We start from the raw sequence: 21,794 nt of genomic DNA, 5'->3' as shown, positions 1-21,794 counted from the left end.
TTGATTATCGTATCAGTACCCAATGTGCAAAACCTATCTTCTGTTAATTTTATTGGTGATGTTATCTGTAAGCGTATCTGCCCAGCAAAGGCCATATTCTACTACGGATAAAGAGGCTATTAAATACTTCGCTTTAGCTAACCAAAGCATTGATGAGCATTTGTATGATGAGGCTATCACCCAGCTTGAACAAGCCATTAAGGCCGACCCTAAATTTGTAGAAGCGCATGCCCAATTAGGCGATGTGTTGCGGATGCGCCGCATTTATAAGCCGGCAATTGCCCAGTTCCTGAAAGTTATCGAGTTAGACCCTGAGTACAACCGATCTATATATTTAAAAATTGGGGAGGTAGAAATTACCAGCGCCATGTATGAGCCGGCCCAGCACCATTTAGAAAAATATCTTACCTACCCTAATATTACCGCACAAAACCAGGCGTATGCGCAGAAATTAGTTGCCGATTGCAAGTTCGGCATCCAGTCGTTAACCCACCCTGTTGCTTTTGTGCCGATAAATATGGGTGCCGAAATCAATACCGCTGCCGACGAATATTTGCCCGTTGCTACCGCGGATGAGGGTACGTTGATATTTACCCGTAAGATAGATAATAACGAAGATTTTTATAAAAGTATTAAGTTAAATAATAACTGGCAAAATGCCGAATACCTGAGCGACGTGATAAATACGCCTATGTATAATGAAGGCGCGCAATCTATCTCTCAGGATGGTAAGTACTTATTTTTTACCGGCTGTAACCGCCCCGATGGTTTAGGCAGGTGCGACATTTACATTTCGCAAAAAAAAGGCGACGATTGGGCTAAACCATTCAGCTTGGGAAACCCCGTGAATACCTCGGGTTGGGAGGCACAACCCTCTATTAGTGCCGATGGCCGCACGTTATACTTTGTGAGCAATCGTAAAGGTGGATACGGTGGTTATGATATCTGGAAATCGTCCCTCAGCGATAAAGGCTGGGGCGTGCCCGAAAATATGGGCCCCGAGATCAATACAGCTTATGATGAGCAATCACCATTTATTCACCCCGACGATAGCACCTTTTACTTCTGCAGCAACGGCTGGCCGGGTATGGGCAATAAGGACCTTTTTGTGAGCCGCTTAGGTAAGGATAGTAAATGGGGCAAGCCCGATAACCTGGGTTACCCTATCAACTCCAGCGGGGATGAAAACGGACTTACGCTTACCGCGAATGGCTCTTATGCGTTCTTTTCGTCAAACAACTTAAAGGGTTTTGGCGGGTATGACATATATACCTTTGAATTGCCGCTTAGCCTGCGCCCTAACATCGTTACGTATGTAAAAGGCACGGTTGCTGATAAAAACACCAAAGCGCCGTTAGAGGCGGCCATTGAGATTATCGACCTGCAAAAAAACACTCCTGTATTCCAGGATTATAGTTCGGCAGAGGGTGGAGCGTTTTTGGCGACGTTGGGTGCTGGTAAAAACTACGGTTTAAATATTTCGAGAGAAGGTTACCTATTTTACTCTGATAATTTCTCATTAATAGGTTTAAAGGATAAAAAAGCCTTTAATATTTCGGTGCTCCTCTCTCCTATTGAAGTTGGCAACAAAGTGATCTTGAAGAACATCTTCTTCGATACCAATAAATTTGAACTGAAGGCCGAATCAAAAGCCGAGTTGCAAAAACTGGTAGAGTTTTTACAGCTAAACAAAACGGTGAAGATTGAAATTGCAGGTTACACCGATAACGTTGGTAACGAGCAAGCTAACGTAACGCTGTCAGAGAAACGCGCCAATTCGGTTTATCAATACCTATCAGCAAACGGCGTTGTAGCAACCCGCCTGGTTTATAAAGGCTACGGTGAAGCACAACCCATAGCACCAAATACAACAGAAGATAACCGCGCGTTAAACAGAAGGACGGAATTTATGATCATAGCTAAATAAGCTGAAAGTAAAAAGTCCAAAGCTTTAAGCGGATCATCTGCCTAAACTTTGGACCTTTAACTTTATGCTTCAACCTAATTTCCTATTTCCGACATAAATTTGATGCGCATAAGCTGCACTTCTTCGCGAGTGTAATCGTCAGAACCAAGTTCTGCCAGGGCGTCGTCGATAGAATCTATTTCGGCGGTTTTAAAGTAGTCGTACACTTCTTCCTGCTTATCCTCATCAATCATCTCGTCGATGTAATAGTTAAGGTTAAGTTTGGTGCCCGAGTTTACAATGGTTTCCACCTCTTTCAGGATCTCCTCGTAAGTCAAGCCTTTAGATGCCGCTATATCATCCAAATTTAAATGGCGGTCAATATTCTGGATAATGAAAACTTTAAGTGCCGATTTATTGGCGGCACTTTTGATCACCATATCAATTGGGCGGTCAATATCGTTATCCTCTACGTATTTTTTGATCAGGTCTACAAACGGGGCACCAAACTTTATTGCCTTGCCCGCTCCTACGCCCGAGATCTGTTTAAGCTCTTCGGTGTTTATTGGATAGTGCGTGCACATCTCCTCTAACGACGGATCCTGGAAGATAACGAACGGAGGCAAACCTTTTTGTTTGGCCAGCTTTTTACGCAGGTCCTTAAGCATCTGCAATAACGCAGTATCTAATGCGCCGCCACCTTGTTTAGGCCCATCCTCGGCCTCATCTTCATCTGTCGGGCCCATTTCCTGGTTTAACAGGAAGCGGATACTGTACGGGTTATCGATGAACGCGTTACCGGTTTTGGTAAGATGCAGCAGACCGTATTGGTCAATATCTTTCGACAGGAAGTTGTTCAGTAAAGCCTGGCGCATCAGCGAGTTCCAAAGGTTCTCGCCCTGCTCTATGCCCGAGCCAAAGTAATCCAGTTTATCGTGCTCGTAGTTTTTAACCTGCGCGTCGTCTTTACCCATCAAAATATTGATGATGTGGCAATCGTCGAATTTCTCGCCAATTTGTTTGATAAGGCTTAAGGCCCTGTGCAGGTGCTCCTCGCCATCAAAATGCACCTTGGGGCCGCAGCAGTTATCGCACATATTATTACAACCCGCTTCATTAAAGTTCTCGCCAAAGTAATGCAGTAGCTGCTTACGGCGGCATACCGATGATTCGGCATAATCTATAACTTCTTTCAGTATCTGTGTACCAATCTCGCGCTCGGCCACGGGCTTGTCCTTCATAAACTTCTGCAGTTTATCAATATCCTTGCCCGAATAAAAAGCCACGCAAACACCCTCGCCGCCATCACGGCCTGCCCTACCGGTTTCCTGGTAGTAGCCTTCCATGCTCTTAGGCATATCGTGGTGTATCACATACCTCACATCCGGTTTATCGATCCCCATCCCGAAGGCGATCGTAGCCACAATAACGTCAACATCTTCCATAAGGAATTTGTCCTGCGTATCGGCACGTACTTTTGGGTCTAAACCGGCGTGGTATGGTAATGCTTTTACGCCGTTAAGGCTCAGCGCTTCGGCCACTTCCTCCACCTTTTTACGGCTAAGGCAATAGATAATGCCCGATTTGCCCTGGTTTTGCTTAACAAACTTTACGATTTCTTTTATAGCGTTACGCTTCGCCCTAACCTCGTAAAAAAGGTTATTACGGTTAAACGATGATTTGTAAACCGTGGCGTTATTCATTTGCAGGTTCTTTTGAATATCCTGCTGTACTTTTGGTGTTGCCGTAGCGGTAAGGGCGATAATGGGGATATTGTCACCAATATTGCTGATCACCTGGCGGATCTTGCGGTATTCAGGACGGAAATCATGCCCCCATTCCGAGATACAGTGCGCCTCATCAACGGCCACAAATGATACTTGGTTAAGCCTTAAAAAGTCAACGTTCTCTTGCTTGGTCAACGACTCGGGTGCTACGTAAAGCAGCTTTGTTTTGCCACTCAGTACATCGTCCTTAACCCTTAAAATATCTGCCTTGGTAAGAGATGAATTTAAAAAATGTGCTATACTGTCCGAGCCTCCGAAGGCCCTTAGCTGATCTACCTGGTTTTTCATTAGCGCGATAAGCGGGGAGATCACAATCGCAGTGCCCTCGCTCATGAGTGCCGGCAATTGATAACACATGGATTTGCCACCACCGGTAGGCATTATCACAAAGGTATCGTTACCCGCTAAAATATTAGTGATGATCGCTTCTTGCTCCCCTTTGAAGTTATCAAACCCGAAAAAATTTTGCAGGTTATCAAAAAGCGACTTCTTAGTCTCTATCATTATTTACTTGTACTTTTGGAAATTATGGTTCAAAATAACAAAAATTTATAAATAAACGGTTGGTTTCATTAAAAATTTTATACTAAAATGATTATTTGATTAAAAACAATTTGTTTATTTATCGCTTTTAAAATTGGTAAAATGCGGATAGAAATATTTTAGTTTTACACTTTAATAAATTTACAAATTAATGCACATATTTAGCACGGATTTGCCAAATTAAAATCTACAACACACACAATGAATAAAAATTACTACGCCATTATTATGGCAGGCGGAATTGGCAGTCGTTTTTGGCCAATCAGCAGAACATCGCACCCAAAACAGTTCATAGATATTTTGGGAACCGGCAAAACGCTTATCCAAAATACTTATGATCGCTTCCTAAAAGTTTGCCCTCCCGAAAATATATACGTTGTAACCAACGAAAATTATACAGGCCTTGTTAAAGAACAATTACCGGGCATGGCAGATCAGCAGATACTGACCGAACCCGTTATGCGTAACACCGCCCCTTGCGTGGCTTACGGTTGTTTTAAAATTGAAAGCATGAACCCTGAAGCCGCTATTGTGGTGGCACCATCAGATCACCTGATACTTGACGAAGCTGCTTTTGTGGCCACCATTGAAAAATCTTTAAAAACCGCTACTGAAAATAATTGCCTTATAACGCTGGGTATTAAACCATCAAGGCCTGATACGGGTTATGGTTACATCCAATACACCGATCAAACCCTTAACGACGATTTCCATAAGGTAAAAACATTTACTGAGAAACCAACTGTTGAGATCGCTAAAACATTTATTCAAAGCGGGGATTTCCTTTGGAACGCCGGTATTTTTGTATGGTCAGCAAAGGCTATTGTAGCATCGTTTGATAGCCATCTGCCTGAGATGCACGAGATTTTCGCTGAAGCCCGTTCGGTTTACAATACCGACGAGGAAAAAGCATTTGTACATAAGGTTTACCAGCGTTGTATAAATATTTCTATTGATTATGGCATCATGGAAAAGGCATCAAATGTTTACGTACTGCCGTCAGAATTTGGCTGGAGCGACCTGGGTACCTGGGCATCCATTTATCAGCTTGCCGATAAGGATTACGTAGGTAACGCCGTTATACCGTCAGAAAAGGTAATTATGTACGATAGCAGCAATTGTATGGTGAATGTACCCGGCGATAAACTGGTGATATTGCAAGGCCTGCATGATTATATCGTGGTAGAGTCAAATAACTCCCTCCTGATCTGCCCGCGCGACCAGGAGCAAAATATCAAACAAGTTGTTGCTGATGTGAAAAGCAAGTTTGGGACGAAATATATTTAGGGAAGAGAGCAAGACTGTTAGATTCAAGAGAAAAAAACATAAGATTCAAGTGAAAAAAGTAAATAAATAAGGAAGCCCGACTAAAATGATAGTCGGGCTTCTTTATTTATTATAGTCTCGTCTTGATTCTATTTAAGTGCTTCGCGCTGCCTAATCGCCTCATAAAGTATCACTCCTGTTGATACAGATACGTTAAGCGATTCTATTTCGCCGAACATGGGAATCTTGGCAAGATGGTCGCTAATGCGGATGATCTCGTTACGGATGCCATCTTCTTCGGAGCCCATAATGATGGCCGTTGGCGCGGTATAATCCGGTGTATAGATATAGTCGTTGGTTTTTTCGGTACAGCAAACCAACTGCAAGCCCGATTCCTGGAGAAATTTAACCGTCTGCATAAAATTATCATGGCGGCAAACCGGGATCTTGTACAATGCACCTGCCGATGTCTTGATGGCATCGGGGTTTATCTGTGCCGAGCCTTTGCCCGGGATAACGATGGCATGCACACCCGCGCATTCTGCTGTACGGGCAATAGCACCCATGTTGCGCACATCGGTAATACTATCCAGTACCAAAATCAGAGGCACTTCGCCCCTTTCAAATACTTCCGGGATAATGTTCTCTATCTTTTGATAGATGATGGGCGAAATGAACGCGATAGCACCCTGATGGTTTTTCATGGTGATGCGGTTCAGCTTTTCTACCGGTACCTGCTGCGCAGTTAGTCGATATTCGTTCAGTACGTCTTTAAGTTCGTTTATTAAGCCGCCGCCAAGGCCGCGTTGTATATATAACGATTCAATTTCTTTACCTGCCAATATCGCTTCAATCACTGCCCTTATACCAAAAACCATCTGATTGCCTTCGCGTGGCGGAGGTTTAGAATTATATGCCATTTTTAATAAAATTATTTCGTCAAAAGTAGGGATATTAACTCATTTTATAGTTATCTAAGTTGAAGGGGCGATTGAAGTGTTAACAATACTTAACAAGCGGCTACATTTATCAACACCTGTGTAAATGAGATACTTACAACGATATTAACACGTTATACACATGCGATGTTAATTATCACCGTTGAAATTTATAGCACTGGTAATGTTTTCGTTATGTTGATAACTCTGTTGTTAATCATTTAAAAAACAGCTAAGACCATATTTTATATATTTTTGTTCGTCATGAATTTTGAGAACGACTCCCCTAATTATAAACTGAACACCGACCGTAGAAGCAGGATCACAAATCCGCAACCTTTTGCCGGCAATGGCAAGCTACAGCCACAAGCGTTAGACCTTGAAGAGGCCGTGCTTGGCGCCCTGATGCTTGAAAAAGACGCCCTTTCATCCGTTATAGATGTATTAAAACCCGAGGTTTTTTACGAGGTTAAGCACCAAAAGATATTTAACGCCATTGCCGTACTGTTCGAGAAAACATCACCGGTAGATATCCTTACGGTTACCGCGCAGTTACGCCAGCAAGGCGAACTGGAAATGATTGGCGGGGCCTACTATATTACCGAGTTAACCAATCGTGTAGCATCTGCCGCCAACATTGAGTACCACTCGCGTATCATTATCCAAAAATACATTCAGCGCGAGCTGATCCGCATCTCCACAGATGTAATAAACTCAGCATATGAGGATACCAGTGATGTACTGGAAATGCTTGACAAGGCCGAGAAAAACCTTTTTGAGATAGCCCAGAACAACCTTCGCCGCGATTCGCGCAAAATGGACGATTTGGTGCATGAGGCATTAAAAGATATTGAAGCACTGAAAGACAAAAAAGATGGTTTAACGGGCGTTCCATCCGGCTTTACAGATCTTGACCGTATGACGTCGGGCTGGCAAAAATCCGACCTGGTTATTATAGCTGCCCGCCCCGCAATGGGTAAAACAGCCTTTGTACTAAGCTGTGCACGTAATGCCGCGGTTGATTTTGACAAACCGGTAGTCGTGTTCTCGCTGGAAATGTCGTCGGTACAATTGGTTAATCGTTTGATATCCGGTGAAACCGAAATAGAGCAGGAGAAGATCCGTAAGGGTACTTTGGAAGAATGGGAATGGCAGCAGATCCACTCTAAAATTGGCCGTTTAGAAGCTGCCCCGCTTATCATCGATGATACCCCGTCGTTAAATATTTTTGAGTTCCGCGCTAAGTGCCGCCGTTTAAAATCTCAGCACGATATTCAATTGATTATCATTGACTACTTGCAGCTAATGCAGGGCAAGGCCGAAGGTAAAGGTGGTGGCGGTAACCGCGAGCAGGAAATTGGTAGTATCTCGCGTGCGCTTAAAACCGTTGCTAAAGAATTGAACGTACCGGTTATCGCGCTATCGCAGTTAAGCCGTGCGGTAGAGAACAGGCCGGGTGGTTCTAAAAGGCCGATGTTATCAGATTTACGTGAGTCGGGCTCTATCGAGCAGGATGCGGATATGGTATTGTTCCTTTACCGCCCAGAGTACTACGGACTGGATGTGGATGAAGACAACAACCCTACCCAGGGCGTTGGCGAGATCATTATCGCTAAGCACCGTAATGGCGAAACGGGTAAAGTCAGGTTGAAATTCGTTGGTAAGTATGTAAAATTCACGGATCTTGACCAGGGAATGGATAGCTTCCCGGTACCTGCCAATAATGCCTTTGCAGGTATAAACCCTTCACAAGATTTCGACACCAAACCAAGCAACTTCATTATCCGCCCATCACGCATGGATGATATGGAGGATGAACCGCCGTTTTAAGAAAGTGTAAAAGAATCAAGAGCCAAGACTTTAAATAACAGTAAAGCCCGTTTAATTATTAAACGGGCTTTTTGTTTTTTCCTGGCTCTCGATTCTTATATCTTGATTATTTATACTCAATAATCATCATCGTCTTCTTCAAATCCCTTCGCCGATCTGTAAACAGATTGCAATTCGCTAAAGGCGTGCATATCTCGTTTGGCTTTGGTTATCTCCATGCCTTTCTCGTAGGTGGTTATGGCATCATCTTTACGGTTAAGGGCTTCGTATAATTTGCCGAGGTGATAGTAAGTGCCGGTGTAACCGGGGTGGTTGTTCACCAGGTCTTCGTAATAGCTAAGCGCCTTCTCGCTATAGTTAAGTCGCAGGTATTCAGTAGCCAGCGCGTATTTTAAAAATTCATCTTCGGGTTCGTTCTGTATAAACGCCAATAGCTTATCTAATCTGCTTGTATCCATTTTAAACTCTCTCTTTTTTAACTTAAATTTGCAGTGTCCTAATTACAAATACCTGTAAAAATATAAACCAATTATAATGAGCAAAATACTGGTATGTATCAGCAATGTTCCGGATACCACTACAAAAATAACCTTTACTGATAATAACACCCAATTTAATACGAATGGTGTTCAGTTCATTTTAAACCCTTACGATGAAATTGCCCTTGCACGCGCTATTGAACTAACCGACGGCGGCAAAGGCAGCGTAACTGTTATCAACGTTGGCGAAGCCAATACCGAGCCTACCATCCGCAAGGCATTAGCCATTGGCGCTACTGATGCGGTACGGATAAACGCGAAAGCGCACGATGCCTTTTATGTTGCATACCAGGTAGCTGAATACGTGAAGAAAAATCCCTTCGACCTGATATTGACAGGCCGCGAGTCTATCGACTACAATGGTTCTAAAGTTGCCGGTATGCTTGGCGAAATGCTCGACCTGCCATCGGTATCCATAATCAAAAAACTGGATGCTACCGATAGCGAAGCAACAGTTGAACGTGAAATTGAAGGCGGTAAAGAAGTGTTGACCATCCCGTTCCCGTTTGTAGCCGGTTGTGCCGAAGGAGTCGCCGAGCCTAAAATACCCAATATGCGTGGTATTATGGGTGCCCGTAGCAAACCACTAACAGTAGTAGAGCCTGTTGAAGTGAAAACTTTATCAGAGATCATCAGTTATGAAACCCCTGCCCCACGCGGTCAGGTGAATTTGGTTTCGGCAGATGACACCGCCAAACTGGTAGACTTGTTACATACCGAAGCAAGGGTTATATAATTAAAGGTTTTAACATTAACATTCCACTATGTCAGTTTTAATATACGCGGAAAACGCGGCCGGCAAATTCAAAAAATCGACTTTTGAAGCTGTATCATACGCCAAAGCAATTGCCGCTCAAAATAACACCAACCTAATTGCCATATCTATTGGCAATGTTGCTAACGACGAATTAGCCGCCTTAGGCAAATACGGAGCCGAAAAGGTATTGAAGGTGAGCAACGATAAGTTGAAGAATTTCGTCAACCAGGCTTACGCATCAGTAATTGCCGAGGTTGCCAAAGCCAATGGTGCCGATATTGTGGTGCTGTCAAACTCGTTCAGCGGCCGTGGCCTTGCCCCTCGTTTGGGTGTAAAGCTGCAAGCGGGCGTTGCCGATGGTGCCGTTGCCCTGCCGGAATTGAAAGATGGAAAATTCACAGTTAAAAAAACAGCCTTCTCAGGTAAAGCATTTGCCGTTGTGGAGTTGACATCGGCCAATAAAGTTATCGCTCTTACACCAAACGCTTACAAAGTGGTTGACGGTGGCGTTGCTGCCCCTGTTGAAGACTTTAATGTGGAAGCCAACGCATCCGACTTCAAAGAGATGATCAAGGATATTGTACGCTCTACAGATAAGGTATCATTACCCGATGCGGAGATCGTTGTATCAGCAGGACGTGGGATGAAAGGCCCCGAGAACTGGGGGATGATAGAAGAGCTTGCCGATTTGTTGGGCGCGGCTACTGCTTGTTCGAAACCGGTATCAGACTCCGGTTGGAGGCCACATAGCGAACATGTTGGGCAAACGGGCATAGCTGTCAGTCCAAATTTGTATATTGCGATAGGCATTTCGGGCGCTATTCAGCACCTTGCCGGGGTTAGTTCTTCAAAAGTTATTGTGGTGATAAACAAAGATGCCGAAGCGCCGTTTTTTAAGGTAGCTGATTACGGTATAGTTGGCGACGCGTTTGAAGTATTGCCAAAATTAATTGCTGCTGTTAAAGAGTATAAAGCATCAGCCTAAAAAATAAGATAAGATATCGCTGTGATGGGTAACGACATGAAAAAGATTAAACTGGATATTGTAGGCCTTTCCTACAGCCAAACCCAGTCGGGCGCATACGCATTGGTATTGGGCGAAATTAGCGGCCGCCGCAGGTTGCCTATCATTATAGGTAGTTTTGAGGCGCAGGCCATAGCCATAGAGATAGAAAAGATGACGCCAAGCCGCCCCCTAACCCATGATTTATTCAAGAGTTTGGGCCAGGCATTTAACATTACTGTGCAGGAGATTATTATTTATAACCTGGTAGATGGGATCTTCTACTCCAAACTTATATGTTTCGACGGTAAAAAAACGGTGGAAATAGATGCGCGTACCTCTGATGCCATTGCGGTATCGGTAAGGTTTGAGTGCCCTATTTACACTTACGAGTTTATACTATCTACAGCCGGCATCGTTATAGAAGGAAATGATTTTGTTTACCTGGAAAATATCAGCGAAACCCCGGAGGAAAAAACACATTCATCAGCTACCGGCACTTACACAACATTGAGTGAGGATGAGCTTAAAACGATGTTGCAACAGGCACTATCCGAAGAGGCTTACGAAAAAGCAGCCAAAATACGGGACGAGCTCACCAAGAGGAAATCGTCATAAAACTAAAAAAGGAGGATATCTAACCGATATTCTCCTTTTCTTTTAAATGGTAATTTTCTTATTAGAATGCGAAACCAATGTTTACTGACGATGCACTGTTTCTTAATACCGGGCCTGTGTTATTTTTTACCATATCGGTAATCCCGCCGGCGCCGTTAAGTTCAATAAAGAATCTGGTAGTATTTGTAACTGGGAATTTTACACCGATGCCTAAATCTAAACCCACGTCGGTACTATTAAAATAATCTTTAAAGTCTGTGCCGCCGGCACTTTCTTTAGCGTTTAATAAAACGCCAACATACGGGCCAAAGTTTAAGTACCAGTTTTTGGTACGGCCAAAATGCCAGTTAGCCATAAGGGGGATACTCACGTAATCAACCTTAAAATTGGTAAAAGTAGTACCTGCAGGTGTAATTACGTAACCATTGTTCCAGCCTTTTTGGTCGTAAAGAGCTTTTGCTTTAAAGCTCCAGCTGTCAGAAAAGTAGTGATCCATCACGATGCCGGCATTAAAACCACTGCGGTAGTCAGTGTTGGTATAGCCACTGGCTGTAACCGTTGTGGCGTTGTAACCTACCTGGATACCAAATTGTGTTGTACCTTTTGTTTGAGAAAATGCAGCTGTAGAAATTGCACATACCGCAATAAGGGTCGTAAAAAATTTATTCATGAATTAAGATTTAGTTTGGCGAAGATAAGCTTTTAGATGAAAATACGACTTCAAAGTCGCTTAAAAACCACCTTTCTCATATCGCTTTATTTCACTATTTTCAGCCTTTGCTTTTTTAACTATTAATTGTTTAAACCCGTGCTGTATGACTATTAAGTTTCGCTTAATACTGATGAATTTTATGCAATTTTTTATATGGGGGGCGTGGCTGCTTACCATCGGGGCTTACTGGTTTCAAAACAAACAATGGTCAGGTGCGCAATTTGGGGCTATTTTTTCTACGATGGGTATCGCTTCCATATTTATGCCGGCCATAACGGGTATCATATCAGACAGGTTTATTAATGCAGAAAAACTCTACGGTATTATGCACATACTTGGCGCCGCAACCTTATTTTGCTTGCCCCTTGTACAAGACCCGAATACTTTTTTTTGGGTAATATTATTAAATATGATGTTTTACATGCCAACCCTGTCGTTATCTATAACGGTAGCATATTCAGCATTAAAAAACAACAATATCGATATTGTAAAAGAATATCCACCAATACGTATCTGGGGCACCATAGGCTTTATTGTAGCCTTATGGGCGGTTAGTTTAACACACAACGAAACATCATCTAACCAATTTTATATTGCCTCTGCTGTATCGTTGTGTTTAGGTATATATGCCTTTACATTACCCAAGTGCAGGCCATTTGCTGTGCGCACGGGTAATAAATCATTTGCTAATTTATTGGGGTTAAACGCGTTCGCTTTATTTAAAACACCAAGGTTCGCTATTTTCTTTGCCTTCTCGTTGCTATTAGGCGCAGCACTTCAGCTTACTAACGCATATGGTGATACTTATATCCACGATTTTGCCAAGATCCCTGCTTATAAAGATCTTGTCCCGGTAAAGTACCCGGCAATTATCATGTCTATCTCCCAGATCTCCGAAACATTGTTCATACTGGCTATACCTTTCTTCCTGCGTAAATTCGGGATCAAGTATGTGATGTTGTTTAGTATGCTGGCTTGGGTATTAAGATTTGGCTTATTCGCTTTCGGCGATCCGGCTAATGGCCTTTGGATGATCATACTATCATGTATAGTTTACGGTATGGCGTTTGATTTCTTTAATATTTCGGGTTCATTATTTGTAGAAACACAAACTACGCCAGAGATCCGCGGCAGCGCACAAGGGTTATTTATGATGATGGTAAACGGTTTTGGTGCATTGTTTGGCAGCTTTGCCAGCGGTTACCTTATTGATAAATTTTTTACGCATGCCGATCAAACTAAGGACTGGCACAGCATCTGGTTAACTTTTGCAGCTTATGCATTGGTTATTGCTGTGATATTTCCGTTTGTGTTTAGATACAAACATAATGCTGCACTTAAACACGCTATAGAACACGCCTAAAAGCAACCTAAACCAATGAAAAAACACTACCGTAAAGAGAATGACTGCCTCAATTGCGGAACCATTTTGGAGGGCAATTTTTGTCATAAATGCGGGCAGGAAAACCTGCAGATGAAGGAAAGCTTTGGCCACATGCTAAACCATGCCGTGAGCGATTATTTCCATTTCGATTATCAGTTTTTTCATACCATGCGGCCTTTATTCCTGAAGCCCGGGCTGTTGACCAACGAATACCTCGCCGGGCGCCGGGCGCAATACCTGCACCCGATTAAAATGTACATATTTATCAGTTTGGTGTTTTTTGTTTTGTTTTTCCAGGGGAACAAACAGGAGAAAGAAACTATAAAAGCTAATAAACAAACCGAACAAAAAAGCGCCGATAAAGCCCAAACAGCCATTGATAAGGGCATCAGCAATAATAAAAACCTTACAGCTAAGCAGAAAGATCAACTTTCGAAAGCTATTAAAGCCTATGTGCCAGATACGGTCGCTAAAGAAATAGATGCCGATCTTGAAAAAGATTCTGTTAAACTGAAAGTACGTAACGACGATGAAGATGGCGGGTTCACTTTTGGAGATGATAGGTTATCCAAATTTGTTACCTATAATGATTATTTAGTTTACCAGGCAAAGCTCCCTGCTGCCGACCGCGATAATATGCTGAAGCGGTATATGATAAAGAAAAATTACGACTGGAAAGTCAAAGGAAAAAACGCGAAAGAAATTTTGTGGGAAGGCTTTAAGCACAATGTGCCCAAAATGATGTTTTTACTGCTTCCTCTATTCGCGCTGATATTAAAGTTAGCATTCTGGACAAATCATAAACTTTACGTGGAACACATTATTTATGCCATACACCTGCATTGTTACCTGTTCTCGTTTCTGGCTTTTACAATAATTTTAAAACTGCTATTACCCGATAGTTGGGAAACCATTATAAACCTTTTGAATACAGCTACAACACTAATTATTATTTGGTACATATATCGCTCGTTACGGGTGGTTTATAACCGCAGCCGCTGGCGCACCATCAGCAAAATGATAGGTGTATCGTTTATGTATTCAATGGTATTTGGATTATCGGCAGCTATTGTCCTTTTAATAACAGCTATAACGTCGGTATAATACCAGTCGACTATTTAACAGTTAAATCTTTTTGTAAGGCCTCAATAGCGTTTGCAAGGTATGCTATAGGTGCGTTCCAGTTAATGGCAATTTCGTTTGTTGCGTAAGCTCTGTCGTCGTCAATATAAGCTTCATCAGGTACTATTGAAAATAATTTAATCCCATCCTTTATTCCAGGGTTCGCACCTCCTGATAATAAGCCGGGCACCGGATCGATCACATTATCGGCAACCGACGGCCTGTGGTGCGGGTGCATTGGGCTTTTGGCACCATAACCGGTTATGTAGGAATAACCCGCAGCGTTCCTGCCTAAAATATAGTCAAGGTTAGCCAAAGCATAATTTAAATACTTTTTATTGCGCGTTAGCTGGTACGCCTTTATCAGTAATACCCCTTGGTTCGCGGCATCGCTATTGCTGCCCCATTGAAACTTGGCAGGGCCTTTGGTCATTACCGTTTGGTAGGCGTTGCCATCGGCGTCTTCAACCATGGAATCCGCAAAGCTTATAAGTAACTCTTTCATTTTTGCTAATGCCGGATAATTAGCAGTATTTAGACCCGCGTGCTGTGCCAGGGTATAAACACCTAATAAATTTACCTGCGCCCATGATGCCGGGATACTGATCTTACTGTTTTGTTCAATTTTCAAGTTGTTGTAATATTCATCTTTACCGGTTGTTGCTAATAACTCGGATGCAGCCCAAAACCATTCATCATCAAAATGCCTGTCGCCATAAGCGCCGGTTGTAATTTGGGGTGTAAAATGCTTGTTAAGCTCATCTTGATTGTAAACTACTGCAGGGTTGTTTATAGCCCATCGCCAAGCGTATTCCGCGGCATTCAGGCACGAATCGGCAAGACCGGGCACCTGATCTGGATAATTCTTAAACACACGGGATGCCTGCGCCATCACCGCTGCAAAATCAAGCGTGGCAGCCGTGCCTTTTTGCACTAAGTAGCGTGTAGTGGTTGCATGGTCGGGCATTATCATTTTGTCGAAATTGGCATTGGTTAGTTTATGATAAACTCCACCATCTTGCGGGTCTTGCATAGTAAGCATCCAGCGCAAATTCCAAAGCACCTCGTCTAATACATCAGGCAATTGGTTGTTACTTTCGGGTATATTTAGTTTTACAGTCTTCATGTAGGTCGGCAAGTCCTCATAAAGCGAAAGTAAAGTGGCCGTACTGATGCCACTGTTAACAATGTACTTGTTGTAATCGCCTGCATCGTACCACCCGCGAGAGCTGGATATTATTGTTCCGGCCGGGCGGTTTTCGCTTACAGCCGATGGATGTATAAGCACCTTATCGTCCGGATGTCCCTCGGCCCTTTTCCACTTTCCTGCGTATTTCTCTTCTAAAGCGATAGAAGCCCGCTGGTAATAAAATGCTTTAATGGCAGCATCAGCAACGTTTTTATAAATAACCGGCTTAATTTCAAATGTGTAAGAACTACCTACGCCGGGGATATTAAGCGTATAGCGGCCAAGTTGGTTAAACAGGCCGAAATTGGCTACATAAGTATATTTGCCTGAAAAAGCCGGCTGTACAGATTGCTTTAAGTTGCCGTTAAAAACGGTTTTACCTTTACTGTTTTGGATATAAAACTTGCCGGGCTTTCCATTTGTGACAACAGCCATCTTAGGTGCATCCGGATAAAAGCCAATCTGGTTTAACCTGATGTTTACAGTTTGCGCGGATGCTATGAATTGTAACGAGCAAAACGCTGTTAGTAACGTTGCTTTTAGGTATCTTTTGGCCATTGGTTATCATTTTGTTGTGCTAAATATAAGTTTAGTGATACCAAATACCTAATAATGTTTAAAGCGATATAAAACAAAGAGGCCTGTGCAGATTTTGCACAGGCCTCTCGTAATAATTTTTGTCGCTTATAAAAACGCGTAACCTAAGCTCAGGTTAAATAAGCTTACACGTGTTTTAACGCTTGTTGATCCGTCTACGTATTCTTGTTTAGTTAAACCCGCCTCGTAACGAAGATCGATAGAAATTTTTCTGATATCTACACCGGCACCAACAGTTGCGGCAAAATTTGCGTCTTTGTAACGAAGGTTTACGGCATTACCTGCAGCAGACCCAAATGAGTTACCATCCCTGTTAATTGCAAAAGACATAAGCGGGCCTGCGTAAAACCTACCACCAAAACCAAATGCTCCAATTTTGGTCCCCAATAATAACGGTACGTCTATACTGGTAAATTTTGCATTACTCGAAGCACCGTTACTTGAATTGATATTTACATTTTTACTGGTCACATATAATTCCGGTTGGAAATTAAAACCTAATGCACCAAACCGCGCCCAGATACCGCCAAGGTAACCCGCACGGTTGCTTGCGCTAAATGTACTTCCTGAATTTGATAAGCTTGATAAATTTACACCGCCTTTAACACCAAATTGCACGCTTGGTAAAACCTGTGCTTGTGTTGCGGTTGCTACGGCTATAAATAAGCCTAAAGTAAGTATGATTTTTTTCATGGTTTATGATTTTAGTTTTAACGCATTGATATAGCATTTGTTTTAAAGACAAATATCCGGCCCGCATAATTGCGAGGGCCGGATATATAATTCTGATATAACATCACAACTTATATGGATAACTTGCCCTGGTAATAATCTAATATTTTGTTGTAAATAAAGCAATCGTAACGTGCGTTTATCAGATTTAAATTTGCCCTGTCCAGGTAGTTTTTGGCCAGTACAAATTCTACTGAGTTAAGTACCCCTGCGTTAAAACGGATCTCAGCAATTCTGAAAGATTCGGCATAAGCCTTAACCTGGTCTTGTAGTGCTTTGTAACGTTCAAGGGCATTGCTCATATTTAAATATGCCTGCTCTACATTTTGGCGAAGCTGGATCTTGGTGTTCTCTTCAACGTACTTGTATGACTGCAAATCGATTTTGGCAAGCGTAACCTTATTACGGTTCTGGAAATAGTTCAGGATCGGGATCCGTACGCTTACGCCAAAGTTGTTATTAAAGTTGGTTTTTAACTGGTTGCCATAAGGTATTGTAGCATTACTCCCATCGTTTAAGGTAGTAGCGCTTGAATAATTTGTGTTTAAACCGGCAAATAACGACACCGTTGGCGATAAAGCACCTCTTGCTGCCGACACCCCCTTCTCGGCACTTTGCCTGCGCAATACTGCTGCTTTTACATAAGCCAACTGGTTTAATGCTGTCTGGTAAACGTCCTCTGAAGTGCCGGTTTGCTGAAGTATATCTGAGTTAGTTATTTTTTCGAATACGATATCAGGCCTGTATGGAATATTTAAGATCTGTAGCAAATTAAGTTTTGATGTTTGCAGGGTAGCTTTTTGGTTTACGTAGCTTACCTGGTTATCTGCATAGGTGCCTTTAAGATCGGTAAAGTCGTTAGGTTGTTTGTTGGCACCCTGGTTTTCTAAGATCTGTAACCGCTCCAATTGCTTCTTTGAAACTTGTACCTGGTTTTGCACCTGTGATAAGGCTTCGGTATTGTTAAGCACTTGTAAGTAAGCGGTGATGGTATTGATAGTCACCAGATCCTTTGCCTGTTGCAGGTCCATTTCACCGGCTTTGTAGGCAAGTGAAGTTTGTTTGATGCGATTAAGGTTTTGCATGCCGTTAAACAAGGCTAAATCGGCATTGGCGTTGTAACTGGCAAATTTTGTTGATGCGTTTACATAACTGTAATCTACAAGGTTAACACTACGGCCATTATTTATACCATGGTCTACCTGTGCGTTTAAAGTTGGCAAAAGATTTTCTTTTGCTTGATTTTTATCAACCCTGGCAGATAGTAATGTCAGCTCACTTTTACGTACATCAAGATTGTGTTTCAGGGCAATATCAATACATTGCCTTAAAGTAAGTACACTATCAACCGCCTGGCTGTGTGCCAATACCGGTACAAGCATTAAGCTAAAAAGTAAAAATTTAAAGTATCGCATTTTATGTTGTAGTTCAGAATTTTTTAGAAGATTCTACCTTGCCATCCAGCAGGTTAATGATACGTGTGCCGTACTCGGCGTTTTTTTCGGAGTGTGTTACCTGAATGATGGTAACGCCGTCCTCTTTGTTCAGCTTACGGAAAAGCTCCATGATCTCTTCCCCTTGTTTAGAGTTCAGGTTACCGGTAGGCTCATCGGCCAGTATTACTTTTGGTTTGGCAATAAGCGCGCGGGCTATCCCCACCAACTGCTGCTGCCCACCGGATAGTTGCGCCGGGAAAAGGTCTTTTTTACCTACGATATTAAAACGGTCCAACATATCGGCAACCATGGCCTTACGTTCAGATCCTTTTACATCCTGGTAAATTAAAGGGGTTTCGATGTTTTCATAAACGGTGAGCTCATCTATCAAATGGTACGCCTGAAAAACAAAGCCGATATATTGTTTATATAAAGCAGCACGTTGTTTCTCCTTAAGCTGATGAACTGGCTGGTCAACAAAGTAATGGAAACCGTCGGTTGGTTCGTCAAGCATGCCTATGATGTTAAGCAAGGTGGATTTGCCCGAACCTGATGGGCCCATGATAGATACAAATTCGCCCTGGTCAACATCAAGACTGATGTCGTTTATCACGAAATTTTTGTTGCCGCCTAGCTGGTAATATTTTGAAATATGCTGAAGTGATAACATGTTTAATATTGTGTTAAATGAATTAAGTTAAATGAGTTGCAATTTCTCAAACTGATTTGGGTATTCAGGTATCAATAATATACCAAAATTATAAATAGCTTATTATCAGTTTATTATATTGATTTCTAAAAGCTAAAACTGTACGCTTATGTACAGCGTGCGTTCGGTTATGATACAGTTTAAAGGATAGAGCCAAGAAGTTAGAAACAGGAAACAAGAAGAAAACTTTAAAGGGGGAATTAGATATAAAGAAAAGAGCCAGGATAGCGGGTGAAATCATCCTGCTTCCTGGCTCCTGTTATCTTGTTTCTTTTAGCTACTCCGACCTTAGACTATTAACCGGGTTTGATAGCGCAGCCTTTACAGATTGATAGCTAACTGTTAAAAAGGCTATAAGCGCCGCTGCACCGCCTGCAATGACAAACACCCACCAATGTATCTCGGCACGGAATGCGAAGTCCTGCAGCCACGTATGCATGGCATACCAGGCCAATGGCGAGGATATTAGAATGGCGATAAGCACCAGTTTGATAAAATCGAACGATACCAAACGTACTATGCTTAAAACACCTGCCCCTAACACTTTACGGATGCCAATTTCCTTAACACGCTGGCGGGTAGAGAATACCGCCAGACCAAACAAACCAAGGCACGATATAAATATGGTAACAATGGTAAATGCCGTAAGTATAGACCCGGTACGCTGATCTGTTTTATACAAGGCCTCAAATTCCTGATCAAGGAAATGGTACTCGAACGGTGCATTTGGATAAAATTTATGCCAGCTGGCCTGTATCGCGGCAATGGTATTAGCTGTGTTTTTGCCCGATGTTTTCACCAATAGCTTACCAAACCAATCGTACTCGGGGAACATTACAATTGGCGTAATTTCCTCATGCAAGGATGCAAAGTTAAAATCTTTGGCAACCGCTTTAATAGTACCCATCCGGCCGTTCAACCCAATTTTTTTACCAATTGCCTGCTCAGGTTTCCAACCCATTGCCTTTACCGCTTTTTCGTTCAGTATAAAGCTGAAACGCCTTTTGCTTTGGGCGGTATCCAGTACTTGTTGTTCGTCACCAAGATCCAGGTCGCTGCCCGCAACTAATTTTATGCCCAATGTTTTGGTGAAGCTTTTTTCGATCGGGATGGCGGTTACTGAAAGGTTAAAGTCGGCATTTTTGCCTTCGGCTATGTTAATGGAATATCCACCGCCGACATTCACCGGCGAATCGTAACTCGCGGTGGAACCCAACACACCCGTTTGCCTGCTTATTTCGGTTTTAAAGGTTTCAATTTTACTGTACGGCATACCGCCCATATCTAAAACCAAAACCTGGTCGCGGTTAACGCCGGTATCTAAACTTTGCATATAGCGTAGCTGGTTGCCTGCAATTAAGGTGCTAATGATAAAAAATACCGATACCACAAATTGAAACACCACTAACGATTTACGCAGCATGTTACCACCCGCTTGCATAGACGAGCCGCCCTTAAGCGTAATAATGGGCTTAAAGGCCGATAGGTACAGTGACGGATAGGTACCCGCTAACAATGTAACCAATACAAACAAGGCTACCAATGCGGTTGCAAGCCATGACAAATTCCATGTTTGCAGGCTTAGCTGCTGGCCTGTAAAATTGCTGAATGCGGGCAACGCGACATCTAATAATGCAAAGCCGACTATCAACGAAAACAACGTAATTATCCCTGCCTCCATTATAAATTGGATGAACAACTGGCCACGCATCGCCCCCATTACCTTGCGCACACCAATTTCTTTGGCTCTTTCGGCAGAGCGGGCGGTTACCAGGTTCAGGAAGTTAACGCAGGCCAAGGTCAGCAATATAATGGCAACTAAGCCCAAAATGTACATGTATTTGATATTGCCACCAGGCTCTAAACCACCCGCGGTAGAGCGTAAATGCACATCCGTAAGGCGTTCCAGGTTAAACCACATTTTATCGCGTGCTTTTGGCCTGTCTTTAGTGATGTAGTCGGTCATTTGTTTAGCAACTGCCAGCCTGTTGGCATGGAGCTTTAACAGTACGTAGGAGTAATCGTTTGATGAATCCCACGCGCGGGTTAACGAACGGGGCATCATCGCATAGCTTGCCATCAGGTCGAACTTGAGCTGTGAGTATTCGGGCACGTCCTCTATAACACCCGTTACCATCATACTATTCTTTTGATCTACCATTAATATTTTACCTATAGGGTTGTCGTCGCCAAAGTATTTTTTAGCTGTAGATGCTGTGATTACAATAGATGATGAGTTTGCCAGTGCCGACTTAGCATCACCGGAAATAAACTTAAAGTCGAAGATCTTGAAGAACGATTCATCAGCGGCAAGCATCTTTTTCTCTTTAAATATCTTGTCGCCATATTGTACCACGGCGGCGCGCAGGTTTGAATAATTTACAACGCGTACGCCATCTTCAATATCAGAAAGCTCCTGCTTAAAAACAGGCACAGGCCCTGTAGGCGTCATCGCGGTTGTTTTAACCTCGGCATCGTCTGCAGATTTGTAACTGAAGGTCAACCGGCTTATCCTATCGGCCTTTGTGTGGAAACGGTCGTATCTAATCTCGTTGATTAGGTAAGTGGTAAGCAACAGAAAGCAGCAGATCCCCACTGCCAGCCCTGCCATGCTTATTAGCGATGTGGTTTTGTTTTGAACCAGATTACGCCATGCCGTTTTTAAATAGTTTTTGATCATTTACTACAGATTTAATGATTAATATAATTTAACAGATTCTCTCTCT

Annotated in this window: 17 protein-coding genes; 8 read left to right on the top strand and 9 right to left on the bottom strand. The window is 42.7% G+C overall.

Annotated features, from left to right (window positions below):
• The first annotated feature begins 58 nt into the window (after positions 1–58).
• A complete protein-coding gene (locus ABIB39_RS11760; RefSeq protein ID WP_354430173.1) occupies positions 59–1,927 on the top strand; it encodes an OmpA family protein in 1,869 nt (622 codons plus the stop codon).
• A gap of 74 nt (positions 1,928–2,001) precedes the next feature.
• Here ABIB39_RS11760 and recQ read toward each other — a convergent pair whose 3' ends face one another.
• Positions 2,002–4,194 carry a DNA helicase RecQ gene (gene recQ / locus ABIB39_RS11755; protein WP_354430807.1) on the bottom strand — a complete coding sequence of 731 codons (2,193 nt, stop codon included), beginning with the start codon at positions 4,192–4,194 and terminating at the stop codon, positions 2,002–2,004.
• Positions 4,195–4,437: 243 nt separating this feature from the next.
• On the opposite strand from recQ, the gene ABIB39_RS11750 reads away from it, so the two are divergent.
• Positions 4,438–5,523: a mannose-1-phosphate guanylyltransferase gene (locus ABIB39_RS11750; RefSeq protein ID WP_354430171.1), complete on the top strand. Its 1,086-nt coding sequence runs from the start codon at positions 4,438–4,440 to the stop codon at positions 5,521–5,523.
• Positions 5,524–5,651: 128 nt separating this feature from the next.
• Here ABIB39_RS11750 and rlmB read toward each other — a convergent pair whose 3' ends face one another.
• Positions 5,652–6,422, bottom strand: coding sequence for a 23S rRNA (guanosine(2251)-2'-O)-methyltransferase RlmB (gene rlmB / locus ABIB39_RS11745; RefSeq protein WP_354430169.1), 771 nt, complete (start codon positions 6,420–6,422; stop codon positions 5,652–5,654).
• 282 nt (positions 6,423–6,704) lie between these two features.
• On the opposite strand from rlmB, the gene dnaB reads away from it, so the two are divergent.
• On the top strand, positions 6,705–8,270 hold the full coding sequence (dnaB, locus tag ABIB39_RS11740) for a replicative DNA helicase (protein WP_354430167.1): 1,566 nt from the start codon (positions 6,705–6,707) through the stop codon (positions 8,268–8,270).
• A gap of 116 nt (positions 8,271–8,386) precedes the next feature.
• Here the strand turns inward: dnaB and ABIB39_RS11735 are convergent, their stop codons facing one another.
• Positions 8,387–8,728 carry a tetratricopeptide repeat protein gene (locus tag ABIB39_RS11735; protein ID WP_354430165.1) on the bottom strand — a complete coding sequence of 114 codons (342 nt, stop codon included), beginning with the start codon at positions 8,726–8,728 and terminating at the stop codon, positions 8,387–8,389.
• 76 nt (positions 8,729–8,804) lie between these two features.
• On the opposite strand from ABIB39_RS11735, the gene ABIB39_RS11730 reads away from it, so the two are divergent.
• From ABIB39_RS11730 to ABIB39_RS11720, 3 genes are read left to right on the top strand one after another with little or no spacing between them, the layout of a single operon-like run.
• Positions 8,805–9,545, top strand: a complete 741-nt coding sequence (locus ABIB39_RS11730; RefSeq protein ID WP_354430163.1) for an electron transfer flavoprotein subunit beta/FixA family protein — start codon at positions 8,805–8,807, stop codon at positions 9,543–9,545.
• A 28-nt stretch (positions 9,546–9,573) separates the two neighbouring features.
• The gene (locus ABIB39_RS11725) at positions 9,574–10,551 is read left to right on the top strand and encodes an electron transfer flavoprotein subunit alpha/FixB family protein (protein WP_354430161.1); all 978 of its coding nucleotides are present in this window, start codon (positions 9,574–9,576) and stop codon (positions 10,549–10,551) included.
• Positions 10,552–10,587: 36 nt separating this feature from the next.
• Positions 10,588–11,187 carry a bifunctional nuclease family protein gene (locus ABIB39_RS11720; protein WP_354430158.1) on the top strand — a complete coding sequence of 200 codons (600 nt, stop codon included), beginning with the start codon at positions 10,588–10,590 and terminating at the stop codon, positions 11,185–11,187.
• 61 nt (positions 11,188–11,248) lie between these two features.
• Here ABIB39_RS11720 and ABIB39_RS11715 read toward each other — a convergent pair whose 3' ends face one another.
• Entirely contained in the window at positions 11,249–11,857 is a 609-nt protein-coding gene (locus ABIB39_RS11715) for a porin family protein (protein ID WP_354430156.1), read from the bottom strand.
• A 145-nt stretch (positions 11,858–12,002) separates the two neighbouring features.
• Here ABIB39_RS11715 and ABIB39_RS11710 point away from each other — a divergent pair, with 145 nt between their 5' ends.
• Together ABIB39_RS11710 and ABIB39_RS11705 are read left to right on the top strand one after the other, a co-directional pair.
• Positions 12,003–13,262, top strand: coding sequence for a nucleoside permease (locus ABIB39_RS11710; protein WP_354430154.1), 1,260 nt, complete (start codon positions 12,003–12,005; stop codon positions 13,260–13,262).
• 15 nt (positions 13,263–13,277) lie between these two features.
• Positions 13,278–14,387, top strand: a complete 1,110-nt coding sequence (locus ABIB39_RS11705; RefSeq protein ID WP_354430152.1) for a DUF3667 domain-containing protein — start codon at positions 13,278–13,280, stop codon at positions 14,385–14,387.
• Between the two features lie 10 nt (positions 14,388–14,397).
• Here the strand turns inward: ABIB39_RS11705 and ABIB39_RS11700 are convergent, their stop codons facing one another.
• The 5 genes from ABIB39_RS11700 to ABIB39_RS11680 form a co-directional block, all read right to left on the bottom strand.
• Complete coding sequence (locus ABIB39_RS11700) at positions 14,398–16,152, bottom strand: glycoside hydrolase family 9 protein (RefSeq protein ID WP_354430151.1); 1,755 nt, start codon at positions 16,150–16,152, stop codon at positions 14,398–14,400.
• Positions 16,153–16,278: 126 nt separating this feature from the next.
• Complete coding sequence (locus ABIB39_RS11695; protein WP_354430149.1) at positions 16,279–16,884, bottom strand: outer membrane beta-barrel protein; 606 nt, start codon at positions 16,882–16,884, stop codon at positions 16,279–16,281.
• A 110-nt stretch (positions 16,885–16,994) separates the two neighbouring features.
• Positions 16,995–18,305 carry a TolC family protein gene (locus ABIB39_RS11690; RefSeq protein WP_354430147.1) on the bottom strand — a complete coding sequence of 437 codons (1,311 nt, stop codon included), beginning with the start codon at positions 18,303–18,305 and terminating at the stop codon, positions 16,995–16,997.
• A gap of 46 nt (positions 18,306–18,351) precedes the next feature.
• The gene (locus tag ABIB39_RS11685) at positions 18,352–19,029 is read right to left on the bottom strand and encodes an ABC transporter ATP-binding protein (RefSeq protein WP_354430145.1); all 678 of its coding nucleotides are present in this window, start codon (positions 19,027–19,029) and stop codon (positions 18,352–18,354) included.
• Positions 19,030–19,345: 316 nt separating this feature from the next.
• Positions 19,346–21,748 carry an ABC transporter permease gene (locus tag ABIB39_RS11680; protein ID WP_354430144.1) on the bottom strand — a complete coding sequence of 801 codons (2,403 nt, stop codon included), beginning with the start codon at positions 21,746–21,748 and terminating at the stop codon, positions 19,346–19,348.
• Positions 21,749–21,794: the final 46 nt, after the last annotated feature.

This window comes from Mucilaginibacter sp. UYP27 (assembly GCF_040547175.1).
GTDB lineage: Bacteria > Bacteroidota > Bacteroidia > Sphingobacteriales > Sphingobacteriaceae > Mucilaginibacter.
This window is presented reverse-complemented; position numbering and strand designations above follow the sequence as displayed.

What these genes read in the sequence shown, in the direction of transcription:
- ABIB39_RS11760 (WP_354430173.1), top strand. Translation starts at nt 59, where the DNA reads ATGTTATCTGTAAGCGTATCTGCCCAGCAAAGGCCATATTCTACTACG.
- ABIB39_RS11750 (WP_354430171.1), top strand. Translation starts at nt 4,438, where the DNA reads ATGAATAAAAATTACTACGCCATTATTATGGCAGGCGGAATTGGCAGT.
- rlmB (WP_354430169.1), bottom strand. Translation starts at nt 6,422, where the DNA reads ATGGCATATAATTCTAAACCTCCGCCACGCGAAGGCAATCAGATGGTT.
- dnaB (WP_354430167.1), top strand. Translation starts at nt 6,705, where the DNA reads ATGAATTTTGAGAACGACTCCCCTAATTATAAACTGAACACCGACCGT.
- ABIB39_RS11735 (WP_354430165.1), bottom strand. Translation starts at nt 8,728, where the DNA reads ATGGATACAAGCAGATTAGATAAGCTATTGGCGTTTATACAGAACGAA.
- ABIB39_RS11730 (WP_354430163.1), top strand. Translation starts at nt 8,805, where the DNA reads ATGAGCAAAATACTGGTATGTATCAGCAATGTTCCGGATACCACTACA.
- ABIB39_RS11725 (WP_354430161.1), top strand. Translation starts at nt 9,574, where the DNA reads ATGTCAGTTTTAATATACGCGGAAAACGCGGCCGGCAAATTCAAAAAA.
- ABIB39_RS11720 (WP_354430158.1), top strand. Translation starts at nt 10,588, where the DNA reads ATGAAAAAGATTAAACTGGATATTGTAGGCCTTTCCTACAGCCAAACC.
- ABIB39_RS11715 (WP_354430156.1), bottom strand. Translation starts at nt 11,857, where the DNA reads ATGAATAAATTTTTTACGACCCTTATTGCGGTATGTGCAATTTCTACA.
- ABIB39_RS11710 (WP_354430154.1), top strand. Translation starts at nt 12,003, where the DNA reads ATGACTATTAAGTTTCGCTTAATACTGATGAATTTTATGCAATTTTTT.
- ABIB39_RS11705 (WP_354430152.1), top strand. Translation starts at nt 13,278, where the DNA reads ATGAAAAAACACTACCGTAAAGAGAATGACTGCCTCAATTGCGGAACC.
- ABIB39_RS11700 (WP_354430151.1), bottom strand. Translation starts at nt 16,152, where the DNA reads ATGGCCAAAAGATACCTAAAAGCAACGTTACTAACAGCGTTTTGCTCG.
- ABIB39_RS11695 (WP_354430149.1), bottom strand. Translation starts at nt 16,884, where the DNA reads ATGAAAAAAATCATACTTACTTTAGGCTTATTTATAGCCGTAGCAACC.
- ABIB39_RS11690 (WP_354430147.1), bottom strand. Translation starts at nt 18,305, where the DNA reads ATGCTTGTACCGGTATTGGCACACAGCCAGGCGGTTGATAGTGTACTT.
- ABIB39_RS11685 (WP_354430145.1), bottom strand. Translation starts at nt 19,029, where the DNA reads ATGTTATCACTTCAGCATATTTCAAAATATTACCAGCTAGGCGGCAAC.
- ABIB39_RS11680 (WP_354430144.1), bottom strand. Translation starts at nt 21,748, where the DNA reads ATGATCAAAAACTATTTAAAAACGGCATGGCGTAATCTGGTTCAAAAC.